The organism is Anoxybacillus sp. P3H1B (assembly GCF_001560855.1).
Taxonomy (GTDB): Bacteria; Bacillota; Bacilli; order Bacillales; family Anoxybacillaceae; genus Anoxybacteroides; species Anoxybacteroides rupiense.
Genome location: NZ_LPUG01000016.1, coordinates 46732 through 61390 on the forward strand (window position 1 = coordinate 46732; position 14659 = coordinate 61390).

Annotated in this window: 16 protein-coding genes and 1 riboswitch; of the genes, 12 read left to right on the forward strand and 4 right to left on the reverse strand. The window is 42.6% G+C overall.

Annotation, left to right across the window (positions count from 1 at the left end; genetic code table 11):
• Window positions 1-255: 255 nt before the first annotated feature.
• Window positions 256-978: an iron export ABC transporter permease subunit FetB gene (gene fetB / locus AT864_RS10180; RefSeq protein WP_082741677.1), complete on the reverse strand. Its 723-nt coding sequence runs from the start codon at window positions 976-978 to the stop codon at window positions 256-258.
• A 708-nt stretch (window positions 979-1686) separates the two neighbouring features.
• Between fetB and AT864_RS10185 the strand changes: the two genes are divergently transcribed.
• Window positions 1687-1890 (forward strand): hypothetical protein, encoded by a 204-nt coding sequence (locus tag AT864_RS10185; RefSeq protein ID WP_066148795.1) that lies wholly within the window; start codon window positions 1687-1689, stop codon window positions 1888-1890.
• Between the two features lie 54 nt (window positions 1891-1944).
• Window positions 1945-2121 (forward strand): hypothetical protein, encoded by a 177-nt coding sequence (locus AT864_RS18160; RefSeq protein ID WP_172798659.1) that lies wholly within the window; start codon window positions 1945-1947, stop codon window positions 2119-2121.
• Between the two features lie 38 nt (window positions 2122-2159).
• Here the strand turns inward: AT864_RS18160 and AT864_RS10190 are convergent, their stop codons facing one another.
• Both AT864_RS10190 and AT864_RS10195 read right to left on the reverse strand, forming a co-directional pair.
• Complete coding sequence (locus AT864_RS10190; RefSeq protein WP_044742767.1) at window positions 2160-2492, reverse strand: spore coat protein; 333 nt, start codon at window positions 2490-2492, stop codon at window positions 2160-2162.
• Between the two features lie 13 nt (window positions 2493-2505).
• Window positions 2506-2772 carry a hypothetical protein gene (locus tag AT864_RS10195; RefSeq protein WP_066148797.1) on the reverse strand — a complete coding sequence of 89 codons (267 nt, stop codon included), beginning with the start codon at window positions 2770-2772 and terminating at the stop codon, window positions 2506-2508.
• Window positions 2773-2950: 178 nt separating this feature from the next.
• On the opposite strand from AT864_RS10195, the gene AT864_RS10200 reads away from it, so the two are divergent.
• The gene (locus AT864_RS10200) at window positions 2951-3868 is read left to right on the forward strand and encodes a proline dehydrogenase family protein (RefSeq protein WP_044742765.1); all 918 of its coding nucleotides are present in this window, start codon (window positions 2951-2953) and stop codon (window positions 3866-3868) included.
• Window positions 3869-4424: 556 nt separating this feature from the next.
• Here the strand turns inward: AT864_RS10200 and AT864_RS17580 are convergent.
• Window positions 4425-4574, reverse strand: a complete 150-nt coding sequence (locus AT864_RS17580; protein WP_080862757.1) for a YuzL family protein — start codon at window positions 4572-4574, stop codon at window positions 4425-4427.
• A 190-nt stretch (window positions 4575-4764) separates the two neighbouring features.
• Between AT864_RS17580 and AT864_RS10205 the strand changes: the two genes are divergently transcribed.
• The 9 genes from AT864_RS10205 to AT864_RS10245 all read left to right on the forward strand — a co-directional run bounded on the left by AT864_RS10205 (window position 4765) and on the right by AT864_RS10245 (window position 14265).
• Window positions 4765-7149: a 3-hydroxyacyl-CoA dehydrogenase/enoyl-CoA hydratase family protein gene (locus AT864_RS10205; RefSeq protein ID WP_066148798.1), complete on the forward strand. Its 2385-nt coding sequence runs from the start codon at window positions 4765-4767 to the stop codon at window positions 7147-7149.
• A 193-nt stretch (window positions 7150-7342) separates the two neighbouring features.
• Window positions 7343-8518, forward strand: coding sequence for an acetyl-CoA C-acetyltransferase (locus AT864_RS10210; RefSeq protein WP_066148800.1), 1176 nt, complete (start codon window positions 7343-7345; stop codon window positions 8516-8518).
• Between the two features lie 55 nt (window positions 8519-8573).
• A complete protein-coding gene (locus AT864_RS10215) occupies window positions 8574-10358 on the forward strand; it encodes an acyl-CoA dehydrogenase family protein (RefSeq protein WP_066148802.1) in 1785 nt (594 codons plus the stop codon).
• A gap of 59 nt (window positions 10359-10417) precedes the next feature.
• Window positions 10418-10777, forward strand: coding sequence for an arsenate reductase family protein (locus AT864_RS10220; protein ID WP_066148804.1), 360 nt, complete (start codon window positions 10418-10420; stop codon window positions 10775-10777).
• 74 nt (window positions 10778-10851) lie between these two features.
• Window positions 10852-11235, forward strand: a complete 384-nt coding sequence (gene gcvH, locus AT864_RS10225; protein WP_044742760.1) for a glycine cleavage system protein GcvH — start codon at window positions 10852-10854, stop codon at window positions 11233-11235.
• Window positions 11236-11424: 189 nt separating this feature from the next.
• Window positions 11425-11766 carry a toprim domain-containing protein gene (locus tag AT864_RS10230; RefSeq protein ID WP_369815524.1) on the forward strand — a complete coding sequence of 114 codons (342 nt, stop codon included), beginning with the start codon at window positions 11425-11427 and terminating at the stop codon, window positions 11764-11766.
• 15 nt (window positions 11767-11781) lie between these two features.
• Complete coding sequence (locus tag AT864_RS10235; protein WP_066148806.1) at window positions 11782-12096, forward strand: thioredoxin family protein; 315 nt, start codon at window positions 11782-11784, stop codon at window positions 12094-12096.
• Between the two features lie 259 nt (window positions 12097-12355).
• Entirely contained in the window at window positions 12356-12703 is a 348-nt protein-coding gene (locus AT864_RS10240) for an SCP2 sterol-binding domain-containing protein (RefSeq protein ID WP_066148808.1), read from the forward strand.
• A gap of 75 nt (window positions 12704-12778) precedes the next feature.
• Window positions 12779-12878, forward strand: a riboswitch (SAM riboswitch).
• A gap of 70 nt (window positions 12879-12948) precedes the next feature.
• Window positions 12949-14265, forward strand: a complete 1317-nt coding sequence (locus AT864_RS10245; protein WP_066148810.1) for an O-acetylhomoserine aminocarboxypropyltransferase/cysteine synthase family protein — start codon at window positions 12949-12951, stop codon at window positions 14263-14265.
• Window positions 14266-14659 lie beyond the last annotated feature (394 nt).

Below are 14659 nucleotides of genomic sequence, written 5' to 3' on the forward strand. Positions count from 1 at the left end.
ATAGACAGAACTAACACCAGCAGGGGGTCCCTGCTGATTTTATTGAACGCCGGCCATATCATCTTGTAAAACCGAGTCATGGTCCGCTGTTTTGTGTCATAAGGGCGATGTCCCTACTTTCGGCCGCTGATGGGGCAGGAGAGCAATACAGACAGTTGATGCGGCAGCTCTTTAATGGAAAATAGAAGAGCTGCTAGAAAGCATCAAGGATATGGGAACGACGATGGAGAGTAAAGCCGTCAGCTTCTACAAACCTTATTTTCCTGCGCTTGCTTCTTGCCGCGCCGTATGAGAATGATAGAAAAATACACGGTAGTTGCATGTGCAAACGATGATGGAGGCGATAGCAGCGACAACCATAAGGGTAAAGACGATAAAAATTTGATATTTGACTGCAGCGATTGGTTCAGCCCCGGCTAAAATCATCCCTGTCATTGTGCCGGGAATTTGAACAAGCCCCATTGTTTTTAACGTGTCAACCGTCGGGATCATGGCGATTTTTATAGCGTTCCGTTTCATTTCCTTCTCATCTGTATTTTCTGATTTTTTCATCGTTTCTAGAACTACGCTAGCAGCCACCATGGCTGTTCCCGAAAACATTCCGCCGACCGGGATGATGTATTGAGCTTGGAAAGGAATGACGCCAACTATAAGCCATAAGCAAATAGAAAAGCCGACAGATGCAGAGATTCCCAACAATACAAAAGCAAATGTGCGTCTATATTCTATCCCTCTTTTAGAAACATTCAGCGAAGCAGCAATAATCATAGCCGATACATAACCTATGATGACATACCAGTGTTTAAAGGAGAAAATATAGGAAATAAAATACCCGAGCAGCAGGAGTTGAACGAATCCTCTTAACGAGGACCAAAGGATATCCTTTTCTAAGTTTAATGATTGTTTGTATGAAACAATGATAGGGATAAAAACGAAAAATAAAATGGCTAAAAGAGCCGTATTGTGAACATCTCGCAACGTAAAGCATCCTTTCTTCCTTAGTTGAGAATAGTTATCATTTATCTATTAGTATAAAGGAAAAACTTGTTTATTGTCCAATGTTAATCAGATCAAGGTGATCTTCAGGGGGAGATCGTTTTTGCTGAGAATGACCTTTTCATGCGGAAGAAAAAAATGGTCTGTGTTAGTTTGTTCACACGGAGATAGGATACGTGAATGTGGCAAAAGGAGCAGAAGCATACAAAGCTGTGCTTCATGGAGATACCGTAGATGATGCTGAAGCGTTCAAAAAGATGCTTTCCATCATGATTCGTGGAATCGTTGCTTAAGCCAAAGCAGAGGGTTGCCTATTATGACGTGGATAAAACGTAACTTTTTACCATGTGTGTTATGATGCATAGAGATTTAGATTGACAAACTGGCGGGTATTTAGATAGATTAACAGCTTGATATATCAATATTTGTCCTCAAGTAAGCGGCGGTTGGAGACAAGTCACGCACTTGCTTTCGAGCGTTGCCAACATGGGATTCTGCTTATTGGATGATTCTATATCATTCGCAAATGGATTGAATGCTGAAATCATTCATCGTTTATATAGATAGCTCCCTATACTCTAAGCGGAAGTTTTTATTTGCTCAAAATGGGACATTCGCCCACGCTCTCCGCACTTGCCTGACATATGTATGAAGTGTGGGAATTTATGAAAGATGAGGAGGAAAATCAACATGAATGATTTTATTGGTCAAGACACGAGAGTTTGGGGACGTCCTTGGGGATGGGGAGTTCGTCCATGGGGATTTTTTGGTCCACGTCCATTTTTCGGTGGCGGTCCCTTTTTTGGAGGTTTTTTAGGAGGATTATTAGGCAGCGCATTGGTTCCTCCGTTTTATGGCGGATCTCCATTTTTCGGATACCCTTATTACTATTAAAAATAGGAAAGGGTGAATCAAGCGCTAATATGGACTGATGAGAGGAGAACCGTAATGATTCGGGCAAACCCTTATGAAACGAGATGGTTTTTCGGTGGCCCATTTTTAGGAGGACTGTTAGGAGGATTAGTCGGGAGCGCGTTAATTCCACCGCTTTTTTATGGATACCCAAGACCATATGGCCCGTTTCCTCCGTATGGTCCATATCCTTATGGAGGATATTGGTATTAATGAGTGTTTCCCCCGTACGTTTTATACGGGGGAAACATTTATTGAACATTTGGTTGATATGGAAATTGATTCGTATATCCTTGGAATTGCTGATAAGATTGTTGCAGCTTTTGCTGATCTGCCGCTTCAAGCTTATACCATCCTTTTTTAAACATAAGATTATACAGTTCACGCTGGCAATTTTGCGTTTCAGTAAAAATATGAAGCATATCCTGATATAATTGTTGGTGGCTTGCTTCGTGTAAAAATGTAGTATAGGAAGAGGTCATATACTTTTCAGTGGCTAATAAATCATTTAAAAAGTCGCGGTCGTTCATTTGTGGTGTTTTAGCCACTTGTGTTTCTGGATTTTGAATAGATGCTTGGTTCATTTATTTTCCCTCCTTATTGAAAAGATGATGTAATGGATGGATTTGGTTGCTGTTTCAAGTGTTGTAAAATTTGCTCATAATGACGTTGATGCATTTGTCCAGCTCTTTCGATAGCAGCTGCGACTTCTGGATCTTGGCACTGCGATGCAAAAAAGTGCGCTTTTTTCATAGCGAGCAAGTTCCAAGACATCATATCTGTGAAATACATGGCATCTTTTGATGAAATCATTTGCGGCGGCTGAGGCATAGCAGCCTGCTGTTGGATGGGTTGCTGTTGCATAAGGTTCCACTCCTTTTATAAATATGGTATCAATGACTCGGTTGTAGATTATCCGGTTTGTGGAATAATATACATAAAGGCGAATTTTGTCGAAAAAAGATATTCAATTATAAAAAAACATGCTAAAATCATCGTAGATAGTACATGAAGGCGTTTACGGAAATAAGGAGGTAGTAAGATGGAGCAATTGATGCGTGACTTTTTTTTGTTTTTATCAAAAAATAAAACATTGACAAAATTGGCGAAAAAATACGGGTTGCGCTTCGGGGCTTCTCGCTTTGTAGCTGGAGAAACGATTGAACGTGCTGTAGAAGTGATTAAAGATTTAAATAAAAAAGGGCTTGCAGTAACGATCGATTATTTAGGAGAGTTTGTTGATAACGCAAAAGAAGCGAATGAAATGGCTGACAATTCTATTGAAGCCATTCGCGCAATTGGAAGAGAGAAGTTGAACTCCCAGCTATCCTTAAAAATGACATCAATGGGACTAGACATTTCTGATGAGCTTGTGATGCAAAATATGCGCCGGATTCTAGATGCGGCAAAAGAAAACGGCGTATTTGTTACCATTGATATGGAGGACTATTCACGTTGCCAAAAAACATTGGATATTTTTAAGCAGTTGAAAAAAGAATATGATAATGTGGGTACGGTATTGCAAGCGTATTTATATCGTACGGAATCCGATATTGAAGATTTAAAAGATTACCATCCGAATTTGCGCCTTGTTAAAGGAGCGTACAAGGAATCGCAGGAAGTAGCGTTTCCTGAGAAAAAAGATGTTGATGATAATTTCAAAAAAATTATTAAAATGCATCTGCTGAATGGAAACTATACGGCGGTAGCGACTCATGATGATGCGATTATTGAATATACAAAGCAGCTAGTAAAGGAATATAACATTCCAAATGATCAATTTGAGTTTCAAATGCTGTACGGGATTCGCCCAGAACGACAAGAACAGCTTGTTCGCGAAGGATACACCATGCGTGTCTATGTACCGTATGGAACGGACTGGTACGGCTATTTTATGCGCCGTCTTGCTGAACGCCCAGCGAATGTAGCATTTGTTATCAAAGGAATATTGCGTAAATAGTAAAGGCACAAATATCCATGGTTTATTGTTTTATAAAAATCACAGCATGATATGGGTAAACACAAGCTTTTCTGCCCCTTCCCTTGAACAGAATGATAACGTTCGTTATTTGGGAAGGGCCGTACCTATCTCATGTGGTTAAGCTTTTAACAGTGAATGAAGAAAAAAATTCGCGATTTTGTTTCTTCGTTTGATTCCGCTTTTATTTTTCTGCTCTATCCAAAAGGGGCTGCCTATTATTAGAAGGCAGCCCCTTTATATCGTTCACTCGTGGTGCTAGATCCCATCGATTCGTTTATGGTCCTTACGCTATATCTACTGAATAAATGAATGGTGTCAATAAAACTTACGGTCGAAAGGCAAGTCGGTAACTTGCGGCCGTTACGCCAAAGCGCGACCGCCAGCCCAATCAACAGGCCGTTTTCAGACAAATCCGGTTGTCCGAAAGGGGGATGTTCGATCGCTCAACCATCGACTTCTCAAGTGGAAGTGAATGTTGAAGGATCAAGTTGTATGGATCATTGTTGCATGTATTGCCCAGCTATAGCAAGTATCGTTACTCTCCTTGCATGTTTGCTTTTTTATATTGCTGATTTTGACTTGTTTTTTTCCCGCTTCCATCCATCTCGACATTTGGTCCTGCGTTTCCTTTGACACTTGCGGCGCTGACGGCTGCTTTAGACGGGTTCTTCTGCATTTTTGCCATCCCTATCACCTCCGTTTTTAGCTTGGCTGAAAAAAATAATTTATACTCTAGACAAAAATTGTTAAGCATATATATTGCGAAAATTTAAAAGATACTTTATATTTAAATTATAAGAATAATAGTCAGCCAATATTTTTTTTGAGAAAAAATGAATGATTATTCATTCAATATATCGGAGGGGGAAGTTGCCATGGTCAAACGGATTAAACGGGCCGCGGTATTAGGCTCTGGAGTAATGGGCTCCGGCATTGCCGCACATTTAGCGAACGTCGGCATTCCAACCTTGCTTCTTGATATCGTGCCGCGTGAACGAACAAAGGAGGAGGAAGCAAGAGGTCTTACATTTGAACATACAGCTGTTCGTAACCGCTTGGCGAATCAGGCTCTGCAAAAGCTATTGAAGCAAAAACCGGCGCCGCTGATGGCGAAAGAAAAGCTGGCGCTCATCGAGACCGGAAATTTTGAAGATGACTTACACCGTCTGGCGGAGGCTGATTGGATTATTGAAGTAGTGGTGGAGAATTTAGACATAAAAAAACAGCTGTTTGCTAAAATCGACGCAGTCAGAAGAGAAGGGAGCATTGTAAGTTCCAATACGTCTGGTATTTCAGTGGAAGCCATGTCTGAAGGACGTTCGGAAGATTTTAAAAAGCATTTTTTAGGGACTCACTTTTTTAATCCGCCCCGCTATTTAAAACTTCTGGAAATCATTCCGACGAAAGCCACTGATCCAGAGGTTGTTGCCTTTATGAAGGAATTTGGCGAGGAAGTGCTTGGGAAAGGAGTCGTCATTGCTAAAGATACGCCTAATTTTATTGCTAATCGCATTGGAACGTATGGGCTGCTAGTAACAGTGCGAGAAATGATCAAAGGAGGCTACAGCGTTGGCGAGGTTGACTCGGTTACAGGGCCGTTAATCGGACGTCCGAAAAGCGCTACGTTTCGCACGCTGGATGTCGTTGGTTTAGATACATTTATTCATGTAGCGAACAATGTATTTGAAAAAGTGGACGGAGAGGAAAAAGAGGTTTTTCGCACTCCTGATTTTATGAAAGCAATGCTGGAAAAAGGATGGCTTGGCAGCAAAGCAGGACAAGGATTTTTCCTCAAAAAAGGAAAGGACATTTTAGAATTAAACTATGAAACCCTGGAATATGAACCAAGCAAAAAACTAAAAACACCAGCGGTCGAGATGAGCAAGCAGGCTAAAGGATTAAGCAATAAATTGAAAGCGCTTGTATATAGCGATGACCGTGCTGGAGAATTGCTTTGGAATATTTTAAGCCCGGTCCTTCTTTATTCGGCACAACTGCTAGGGGAAATTGCCGATGATATTGTCGCCATTGACCGGGCAATGAAATGGGGATTTGGATGGGAGTTTGGCCCGTTTGAAACATGGGATGCGATCGGTGTGGAAGCGTCTGTTCGCAAAATGCAAGAAGAAGGAAAGAACGTTCCTGATTGGGTTGCTCAAATGCTTGCTGCGGGGCATACATCCTTTTATAAGCGAGAAAACGGAAAAGTTTTAGTTTATGACAAGGGAGAATACAAGCCTGTTTCAGAGAATCCAAAAGTCATTCATCTTAAACGGTTAAAAGAAGAAAACAGGGTTATCAAAAAAAATAGCGGTGCCAGCTTGATTGATTTAGGGGATGATGTTGCGCTATTAGAGTTTCATTCACCAAATAATGCGATCGGCCTTGATATTGTCCAAATGATCAACGACTCGCTAGAGGAAGTCGATCGCAACTATAAAGGCCTTGTCATTGGAAACCAAGGGAAAAACTTCTGTGTTGGTGCCAATCTGGCTCTGATTTTAATGGAGGCCCAAGATGATAATTATTTTGAAATTGAGCTCGTTGTGAGACAGTTCCAGCAGGCGATGATGAATATTAAATATAGTCCAAAGCCAGTGGTTGCTGCTCCTTTTGCGATGACGCTTGGCGGCGGTACGGAAATTTGCTTGCCCGCAGCACGCATTCAGGCGGCAGGAGAAACGTATATGGGATTAGTTGAAGTTGGTGTTGGGTTGATTCCTGGCGGCGGTGGAAACAAGGAACTATATATTAAATATTTAAACAGCCTGCCGAATGGTGTGGACTTTGATTTGCAAAAAGTGGCGAATAAAGTGTTTGAAACGATTGCGACGGCCAAAGTATCTACATCGGCGTTGGAAGCTCGCGAGCTGAATTTTTTAAATCGACAAGACGGAATTACGATGAATGGTGACCATTTGCTTTATGATGCCAAACAGGCTGTAATTTCTCTATACGACAGCGGTTATCAGCCGCCTGTGCGCAAAAAGATTCCGGTCGTAGGCGAGTCTGGATACGCAGCATTGCTTTTAGTTGCTCAATCCATGCACCTTTCCGGTTATGCTACAGAGCATGATGTAAAGATTGCCAAAAAGCTTGCCTATGTCATTGCTGGAGGAAAAGTGCCGTACGGTACGGAGGTAGATGAACAATATTTATTAGATTTAGAGAGAGAAGCGTTTTTAAGTTTAGTAGGAGAAAGAAAATCGCAGGAGCGGATGCAGCATATGCTTGTAAAAGGAAAGCCGCTGCGCAACTAAATAACAAACATAGATATGCGGCCGTATCAAATGAGCACAGGGGGCTTTCTCTTAACAATAGCAAGGGGATGGATTGACTAGCTTATGATCCGCTGCTCTCATCGAAGTTGCGTGGAATATGGTTTGGATGCTGTAAGGCATTCATGCTCGTAAAATCTTAAATAAAGCCTATATAGAAACAGGGGGGAAGATTGTGAGAGAAGCAGTCATCGTAGCGGGAGCGCGTACTCCGGTCGGAAAGGCGAAAAAAGGGACGCTTGCTCATATGCGTCCAGATGATTTAGGCGCGCTTGTTGTGAAAGAAACATTAAAGAGAGCGGAAAATTATGATGGAGACATCGATGATTTGATTTTTGGCTGCGCCATGCCGGAGGCGGAGCAGGGGCTAAATATAGCCCGCAACATAGGGGCATTGGCAGGTCTCCCTTACACTGTTCCAGCCATTACGATCAATCGCTATTGCTCATCAGGGCTGCAGGCGATTGCTTATGCAGCGGAACGCATTATGCTTGGCCACTCTGACACGATTATCGCTGGCGGCGTTGAATCAATGAGTCTTGTCCCCATGCTGGGGCATGTTGTGAGGCCGAATGCAAAAATTGCTGAAAACATTCCAGAATACTATATGTCAATGGGACATACAGCAGAGCAAGTGGCTATGAAGTATGGAATCAGCCGCGAAGAACAGGATGCGTTTGCTGTAGGCAGCCATCAGCGGGCAGCCCAAGCGATCCGTGACGGGAAGTTTGTGGATGAAATTGTTCCGGTGAATGTCACGATCCGTACGGTTGAAAATAACCGACTTACGGAAAAACAGATCGTATTTGCTGAAGACGAAGGTGTTCGTCCGGAAACGAACAAAGAAATATTAGCAAAGCTGCGCCCGGCGTTTGCCGTTAATGGAACAGTCACTGCAGGAAATGCGTCGCAAACAAGCGATGGGGCAGCAGCGGTCATGGTGATGGATCGCGAAAAGGCAGAAGCGCTTGGCTTGAAGCCTCTTGGAAAATTCCGTTCATTCGCCGTAGCAGGCGTCCCTCCAGAAGTGATGGGAATCGGGCCGATTGCTGCTGTTCCAAAGGCGCTAAAGCTTGCTGGATTAGAGCTTTCCGATATCGGATTATTTGAGCTAAATGAGGCGTTCGCTTCACAAGCGATTCAAGTGATTCGCGAGCTCGGTCTAGATGAAGAAAAAGTCAATGTCAATGGCGGAGCGATTGCACTCGGGCATCCGCTCGGATGCACAGGGGCTAAATTAACGCTGACCTTGCTTCATGAGATGCGCCGCCGGCATGAGCAATTTGGTATTGTTACGATGTGCATCGGCGGCGGCATGGGAGCCGCTGGTGTATTTGAATTATTGGAGTAGGGCCGAGCAGATGATATGAAGATTGTTCACATAAAAAACAAGGGGGAGAAACGCAATGGCAAAAGCGATGGATAATGTGGTGAAAGGTGGCAGCTTCTTAATTGAAGAGGTAGACTGCGGACGCGTGTTTACTCCGGAAGATTTTACAGATGAGCATAAAATGATCGCCAAAACAACAGAGGAATTTGTGATCAATGAGGTGTTGCCTCAGTTAGAGCACTTAGAAAATCATGAGTTTGATCGTTCTGTTAAACTGCTAAAGAAAGCGGGAGAAATTGGACTTTTAAGCGCAGATGTTCCGGAAGAGTATGGAGGTTTGTCGCTTGATAAAATCAGCTCAGCATTAATTGCCGAAAAAATGGCGCGGGCCGGGGGGTTTTCGATTTCGCATGGCGCCCACGTAGGAATCGGCTCACTTCCTATTGTATTATTTGGAACAGAAGCGCAAAAACAAAAATATTTGCCGGCATTGGCCACAGGTGAAAAGATAGCGGCTTATGCTTTAACAGAGCCGGGCTCCGGTTCGGATGCTTTAGGGGCGAAAACGACAGCGAAGCTGAATGCAGAAGGCACTCACTATGTTTTGAATGGAGAGAAGCAATGGATTACCAATGCAGGGTTTGCGGATGTGTTTGTCGTTTATGCTAAAGTGGATGGCGAGCATTTCTCGGCTTTTATTGTAGAGCGTGATTTTCCTGGGGTGTCTACCGGAGCAGAAGAAAAGAAAATGGGAATTAAAAGCTCTTCCACTCGCACATTAATTTTACAAGATGCCCTTGTGCCGAAGGAAAATTTATTGGGGGAAATTGGAAAGGGGCATGTCATTGCTTTTAATATTTTAAATATTGGCCGTTATAAATTAGGTGTCGGAGCGGTTGGCGGCTCCAAACGGGCTCTAGAGGTGACGATTCAATATGCGAATCAGCGCCAGCAATTTAAAACGCCAATTTCCCAATTTTCATTAACACAAGAAAAATTTGCGACGATGGCATCAAAACTATACGCTGCGGAGAGCTCGGTATATCGCACAGTTGGATTATTTGAGGAGCGCATGAGCAAGCTGGATGCCGAACAAGCGAAAGAAGGAAAAGAAATTGCTAGATCTATTGCTGAATATGCCATTGAATGTTCATTGAATAAATTTTTTGCAACGGAAGTATTGGATTACATTGTGGATGAAGGGGTACAGATTCATGGCGGCTACGGTTTTATGCAGGAATATGAAATTGAACGGGCGTATCGCGACTCGCGCATTAACCGTATTTTTGAAGGAACGAATGAAATCAACCGCCTGTTAGTACCGGGAACGTATTTGCGGAAAGCGATGAAGGGAGAGCTTCCTCTTTTGCAAAAAGCGCAAAAGCTGCAAGAAGAGCTCATGATGCTAATGCCGGAAGAAGTAGGAGATGGATTGCTAGAGCAAGAAAAATATTTGGTACGGAACGCGAAAAAAATTGCTCTGTTGACAGCCGGCCTAGCCGTGCAGAAATTTGGGCCGAAACTAGAGAAAGAACAAGAAGTGCTAGTGAATATTGCCGACATTGTCAGCAATATTTATGCGATGGAATCAGCGCTTCTTCGCACAGAAAAGGCGATTCAAAAATTTGGAGCAGAGAAAAATAAACAAAAAATTTTATATACAGAAATTTTCTGCCAGGAAGCATTTAATGAAATCGAAGCACATGCAAAAGAAACGATTGTAGCGGTTGAGCAAGGAGATATGCTGCGAATGATGCTATCGGCATTGCGCAAGCTTACGCGCCATACGCTAATCAATGTCATTGCCAAAAAACGCGAAGCGGCGGCCGCGCTCATTGAAGCAGAACGTTATATTGTGTAATAATGAGAAGTACCAGACGAAGCGTCTGGTACTTTGTTTATAGAGGGTGATGAACGATCATGTTAACTTTTTACTGGTATCCGAAATGCAGCACTTGCCGAAAAGCGAAAAAATGGTTAGAGGAGCGCGGCATCGCAGTGAATGATGTACATATTGCCGAACATCCACCAACAAAAGATGAATTAAGAGAGCTTTATCAACAAAGCGGGCTTCCGCTCAAAAAGTTTTTTAACACAAGCGGCATGAGGTATCGGGAGCTAGGATTAAAAGATCGCATCAGCACAGCGACTGACGACGAGCTGCTTGAACTATTGGCATCGGATGGCATGCTGATTAAACGGCCGATTGCAACAGATGGGACGCATGTGGTAGTAGGATTTGATGAGCAAGCTTATGAAAAAATTTTTGGACAAGTATAACGAATACAGTCGAGTTTTTCAAAAAAATCAGTTATTATTAAAAAGAATACATTGCTGTTGGAGGGACATAAATCATGAACACACCAAAAGAATTGCGCTATTCTGAAGAACATGAATGGGTGCGTGTGGAAGATGGTAAAGTTCGAATTGGAATTACTGATTTTGCGCAATCCGAGTTAGGAGATATCGTATTTGTTGAGCTTCCAGAGGTAGGTGCGGAACTTACAGCAAACGAGCCGTTTGGCAGTGTTGAATCAGTGAAAACGGTTTCTGAGCTGTATGCCCCTATCAGTGGAAAAGTTGTTGAAATTAATGAAGAATTAAACGACAATCCTGAATTTGTCAATGAGTCTCCATATGAGAAGGCATGGATGATTGTTGTTGAGCCGACTGATTTAAGCGAAATCGATCGTTTATTGACGGCTGAACAATATGAGCAAATGATTAACCAAGAATAAGATCGATTCTAGCACGCCGTGGCTAATAATGCCGCGGCGTTATATCTTTTATATGAATAGTGAATGGTTAAAGCAAGCATGGATTTTTTCTCCGATCTCAAGGCTGTTTTATTTTTGGAGGCAGGAAGGTAGAAAACAAAGAGCGAATGGAATACAATATACATAACTTCTTTTCATTAGGTGATGATCATGATGGATAAAGAAAAAGTAATTATTGTCGAGGGGCGCTCCGACAAAAAGAAAATAGAGGGCATGATTAAAGATTCCGTTGAAATCATTTGCACAAACGGGACGATCAGCCGTGCCAAATTAGATGAGTGGATTGATCAGCTGTATGATAAAGAAGTGTTTATCTTAGTGGATTCGGATGAAGCGGGAGAACGATTGCGAAAGCAGCTGCGCCGTGAATTTCCTGAGGCGGAGCATTTATATATCGATCGCATGTATCGAGAGGTGGCCGCAGCACCTAAAAAACATATTGCAACGGTGCTGCTGAGCGCTAATATTGATGTGCATGCAGATGATTGGTAAAAGGTGTGAAGAAGTGTGGAAGAAGTAACGATACAGCAATTAGATGAACTCATTCAGCAGGAGGAGTTTGTATGTTTGTATGTATATACACCGATGTGCGGCACATGCCAGCTGGCGAATCGCATGGTCAGCATTGTTCAAGAGCTAACTTCTCATGTAGCTTTTCGGAAGTCCGATATTAACTATATGCCGGATCGAGCGGTCAGCTGGGAAATTGAAAGTGTACCTTGCCTGCTGTTATTTAGAAACGGGGAAATGAAAAAGAAGTTATATGCATTTCAATCTGTCCCATATTTATATGAGGTGATTCAAGAATTGCAAAAGCCGTAATGCATGCATTTATGGATAAGAGAAGAACAAACAGTAGATGGGTCCATTTTAGATTGTGCAGAAGTGTTGGTATCCGTATAGATTGAAGCAAGCCTTTGGGGGCTTGCTTTTTTATTTAGAGTTTTTTTGACATATTTCTCGGGAAATATGAAAAATCGTGTACGTTTTCTTGATGATTTGTCGACAAGTTTATAAAGGAATTATGCCTTTTTCTATGGAAATAAATGAGAGAAAAGGATAATGGAGAGGCGGGAAAACGATGAAGATTTATGAATTAACTAAAAAGTTTATGGAACGTGTACAGACGTTGCACCATCTGTTGCCGATTTTACCGGAGGAGGAACTCTACATTCGCTTTGAATGCGATGCAGAAACACTGATTTTCGCCATTTCAAAAACGGGAGTTCATCTGGCGCAGGAAGCTGATGAAAGGAAGATATTAACCATTAGAGGGTCGAAAGAGGCGCTTGTTAGTCTGTTGAAAGGTGAACTTAAATTGCAGCAGCAGCTCCGCTTAAAAGAATTAGTGGTTTCCGGTAGCTTTCGTCACATGCTTTTATTAGAATCGCTTCTTCATTTAGCTAAACCATATCGTTATGCCTCTTGAATATGAAATCACGAAATGTTATTGACATGATAAAAAAACAGTGTTATTATTCAGAAAAATAAAATAATAAACAAGTTCTTATCAAGAGTGGCGGAGGGACTGGCCCGATGAAGCCCGGCAACCGGTTTGACACGGTGCCAATTCCAGCAGAGTGTATCGCTCTGGCAGATAAGAAGAGTTAAAGGAAATTTCCCCCTCTTCTTATGATGAAGAGGGGGTTTTCATTTGATTATAAAAAGGAGAGGATGACAGTGGGCGAAAAATCATATCGTTTAGAAACGCTGGCGGTGCATGGGGGGGTAAGTCCAGATCCTGTGACAGGAGCAAGAGCCGTTCCGATTTATCAATCGAACGCTTATCAATTTGCCAATACGGAGCATGCAGCCAACTTATTCGCATTGAAAGAAGAAGGGTACATTTATACGCGCATTCATAACCCGACCGCCACAGTCTTTGAGGAAAGAGTGGCACAATTAGAAGGAGGAATTGGAAGTCTTGCAGTAGCAAGCGGCATGGCCGCAATCACGCTTGCGATCTTAAATATAGCGCAAGCAGGAGACGAGATTGTGTCAGCTTCAACGCTATATGGAGGTACCTATAACCTCTTTGCCACTACCCTTCCGAAATATGGAATTAAAACACATTTTGTTGATCCCGCTAATCCGGAAAATTTCCGTGCTGCCATTACGCCAAAAACGAAAGCGATCTTTGCAGAAACGATTGGTAATCCAAGTTTGCACGTACTAGATATTGAAGCGGTAGCCAACATTGCGCATGAGGCAGGCATTCCTCTCATTATTGATAATACGTTTGCCACTCCATATCTATGCCGTCCGATTGAGTATGGAGCGGATATCGTTGTTCATTCAGCTACTAAATGGCTGCTTGGAAACGGTACAACGCTTGGCGGCATTATTGTAGACGGAGGAAAATTTAATTGGGATTCTCCTAAATTTCCGGGATTTACAACTCCGGATCCAAGCTATCACAATCTTGTGTATGCAGAAGCTTTAGGTCCGGCTGCTTATATCATTAAGGCTCGTGTGCAATTGCTGCGGGATCTTGGACCAGCGATTAGCCCATTTAATGCGTTTCAATTTAATTTAGGGCTTGAGACGCTTCATGTACGCATGAAAGAGCATATTGCTAACACGCGTCGGATTGTAGACTATTTAGATCGCCATCCGGCAGTAGAATGGGTGCTGTATCCTGGACACGAAAAGCATCCAGCCAAGAATTTGGCCGAAAAATATTTGCCGAAAGGAGCGGGAGCCGTTGTGGTGTTCGGCATTAAAGGAGGAAGAGAAGCGGGAGCGGCCCTCATTAACAACGTGAAGCTTTGGTCGCACTTGGCCAATGTAGGAGACGCCAAAAGCTTAATTATTCATCCAGCCAGCACCACGCATCAGCAGTTGAGCCCAGAAGATTTGCAGGCCTCGGGAGTTACGGAAGATTTGATTCGTCTATCGGTCGGCATCGAAAATGTCGAAGACTTAATTGAGGATTTAGAGCAAGCCATCGCCATTGCCACAGGAATTCGTTCGCTGTATTCAGAGGTGTAGAAAATAGCCGTCAACAATTGAATCGGTCATGAAGTCCATTCATATTGATAAAACAATAGTTTCAACGAGAGGTTAGAACATATTAAAAACAGGCGTGGTGATGATCCAATAAAAACCGATTAACGCCGCCCGATTCCTCGTTTTTCCGTCATAATCTGTAAACCCTTTGCTTGTCCACTGTCAGCATGTCCTTGTCATACAACGAACGTTTTGCGGACAAGATGGGTTCGCCGGCGTTCTTGTTCGAGGGAGATGCCGAAAAGGTTGTGTTAAGCCAGAGCATTTTGAATGGATCATCGGCGCTTGTGTATTGATTCTATGATTAGGAATGATTTTTCTGTTGACACCTTCCTTTATAGAATGATAGAATCACTTTTGTAATTTGTATAATTCT